The following is a 2,509-nucleotide window of genomic DNA, read 5'->3' as shown; positions in this document are numbered from 1 at the left end:
GATATAGGCCTCGCGCACGCCCTTGTGCGCGGAAGCCGGATCCGACTTGCCGAGCGGACGCTTGAGCAGCACCGGTTTGACCTTGTCGGCGGTGGCGATCAGCCCGAGTTCGGTGATGGTGAAGCCGGCCTCGCCATAGCGCGACACGCGATGATTGACCTTGGCGTAGACCGCCTCGAACTCGTCGATAACCCTGCGCATGTCGTCGGCCGAGTTGACCTCAGCCAGCGGCGCCATCACTTCGACATCCTCGAGCTGGCCGGTGTAGCGCATCATCAGGAACGGCACGGTCCTGATCTTCTCACGCGCATGGCCGTCGGCGATCATCTCGTCGACCGCGGCCTTGGTCAGGTCGTTCCAGACCGTGGTGACCTTGACGCCGAAGGCGGCCAGCGTCGCCTCATCGGCGCGTGACGGGATGTCGTGCTGCGTCGACACCGAATGCCGGCGCATGAAATCAGCCGTGGTGCAGCCGAAGGCGGAGAAGGCGGCCGCAAACTGGAAGGTGATGATGTCCTTGAAGCCGATGCCCCTGGAACAGCCGGCCAGGTGCAGCGGGCCAGAGCCGCCATAGGACAGCAGCGTGAACTCGGAGGGATGGATGCCCTGGCCCGAAATGACGCGGCGCAGCGCGTTGTTGGCGTCGGCCTCCAGCATGTCGATCATGCCTTCGGCGGCTTCCTCCAGCCCGACGCCCAGGATGTCGGAGCATTTCTCCTGGAAGGCGCGGCGGGCCTTTTCGACCTGCAGCACGACCTTGCCGCCGAGGAAATAGTGCGGGTTGAGCCGGCCGAGAATCGCATCGCAATCGGCAATGGTCGGTTCGGTGCCGCCCCTGGCGAAGCAAATCGGACCTGGATCGGAGCCGGCGCTTTCCGGTCCAAGCGAGACTTTCTTGGTCAGCGGATCGACCTTGAGGATCATGCCGGCGCCGGCACCGATCGTATCGAGGTGCAGCGTCGGCACGTTGAGCTTGAAGCGATCCATCAGCGGCTCGTTCTCGATCCGCGTCTGGCCGCGCGTGATAACGCCCATGTCGAAGGAGGTGCCGCCCATGTCCGAGCAGATCAGCGAATCATTGCCGATCAGCTTGCCGACATAGGCAGCACCGAGGATGCCGCCGATCGGGCCGGAGATCATGGTTTCATGCAGGCGCGGATGGTTGATCGAGGTCAGGCCGCCGAAGGAGAGCAGCGTCTGCACGCCATATTTGAAGCCGTATTTCTTCGAGACGTCCTCGATACCCCTAAGCTGCTTGCGGCCGCGCGAGGTGGCGTAGGCCTCGATCAGGACCGAGTTCAGCCGCGACTGCTCGCGGATGACCGGGCGGACCTCGTGGCTGGTGTAGACGATGATGTCGGCGCCGGCCTTGTCGACCTCTTCGCGGCAGATTTCCGCGATGCGCTTCTCGTGCACCGGATTGACGTGCGAGAAGATGGTCATGATGCAGATCGCTTCGACCTCGTCGGCGATCAGTTTTTTTGCGGCTGCAGAAACCTCGTGCTCATAGAGCGGCAGCACGACGTCGCCGAACTGGTCGATCCGCTCGGTGACGCCATGGGTGCGGCGGCGCGGCACCAGCGGATCGGGATGATGGTGGGTGACCGCATGCAGCCGGTCGGCGTAGGAATAATCGGCCCAGGCCTGCAGCCCGCGGCCCATCAGGATCATGTCCTCGAGGCCCTTGGTGGTGATCAGGCCGAGCCGGCGGCCGGTGCGCGACAACAGCGTGTTCAGCATGCCGGTGCCGGAATAGAGCACGACGTTGACGCCTGAAAACAATGATTCCAGCGAGATGCCCCAGGCATCCGCCGCGTCCTCGGCCGAGGCCAGAAAACCCTCGGCTTCGTTCTTCGGCGTGGTCGCCGACTTGCCGATCTTGAAGTGGCCGTCCTGATCGACAAGGATCGTGTCGGTCATGGTGCCGCCGGCGTCGATGCCGATGACGATTGGGTTGCCGACAATGGGGGCGGTGAGATTGGGTTGGGTCACGGTCGCCTCGGGATCTGGTCTAGGTTGACGCCAGGCTAGATTCATTGGATGGCCTCGCGCCATATGCCTAAAGACACAATGACGGTTGGGCTGACATCGCCGAGAAAAGGGCATGGGCATGGGCAATATCTGGGCGCCGCTCGCCAAAGCGATCGCCGCCATCGGCACGGACAGGCATGTCGACTGCCTGATCGACCTGATCGGCGCCGACATCGACCACGACCTCGTCACGGTGACGCGCTATTCGGCGACGCAGACACCCGAATTCATCAAGCACCGGCGCTTCTCGGATGAGATGGTCCGGCGCTATCTCCACAATTACTACGTGTTCGACCCGTTCTATGCCTCGTGGCGGCGCGAGCGCAGGTTGGGCATCATGCCGCTGAAACGGCTCGCCGACGACGAGGCCAAGCGCGGCCAGTACATTGCCGGCTTCCTGGCGCAGTCGGAGATCTGCGACGAGGTCGGCATCATGCTTGCCGATGGCGGCGACTGGTGCCTCGGCATCTTCCTCGAC

1 protein-coding gene and 1 pseudogene are annotated in these 2,509 nt (G+C 63.5%); one reads left to right on the top strand and one right to left on the bottom strand.

What is annotated here, in order from left to right; genetic code table 11:
- Positions 1-1,992: hydantoinase/oxoprolinase family protein (locus EN879_RS31815; protein WP_164774708.1), on the bottom strand; the 1,992-nt coding region annotated here is incomplete at its 3' end.
- Positions 1,993-2,104: 112 nt separating this feature from the next.
- Between EN879_RS31815 and EN879_RS31810 the strand changes: the two are divergent.
- Positions 2,105-2,509, top strand: a pseudogene (locus EN879_RS31810) (helix-turn-helix transcriptional regulator); the annotation flags it as partial.

Origin of the sequence: Mesorhizobium sp. M7A.F.Ca.AU.002.02.1.1, from assembly GCF_003998535.1 — a bacterium.
Lineage (GTDB): Bacteria > Pseudomonadota > Alphaproteobacteria > Rhizobiales > Rhizobiaceae > Mesorhizobium > Mesorhizobium ciceri.
The sequence above is the reverse complement of the archived record's forward strand: the minus strand, read 5'-3'. Positions and strand labels throughout refer to the sequence as shown.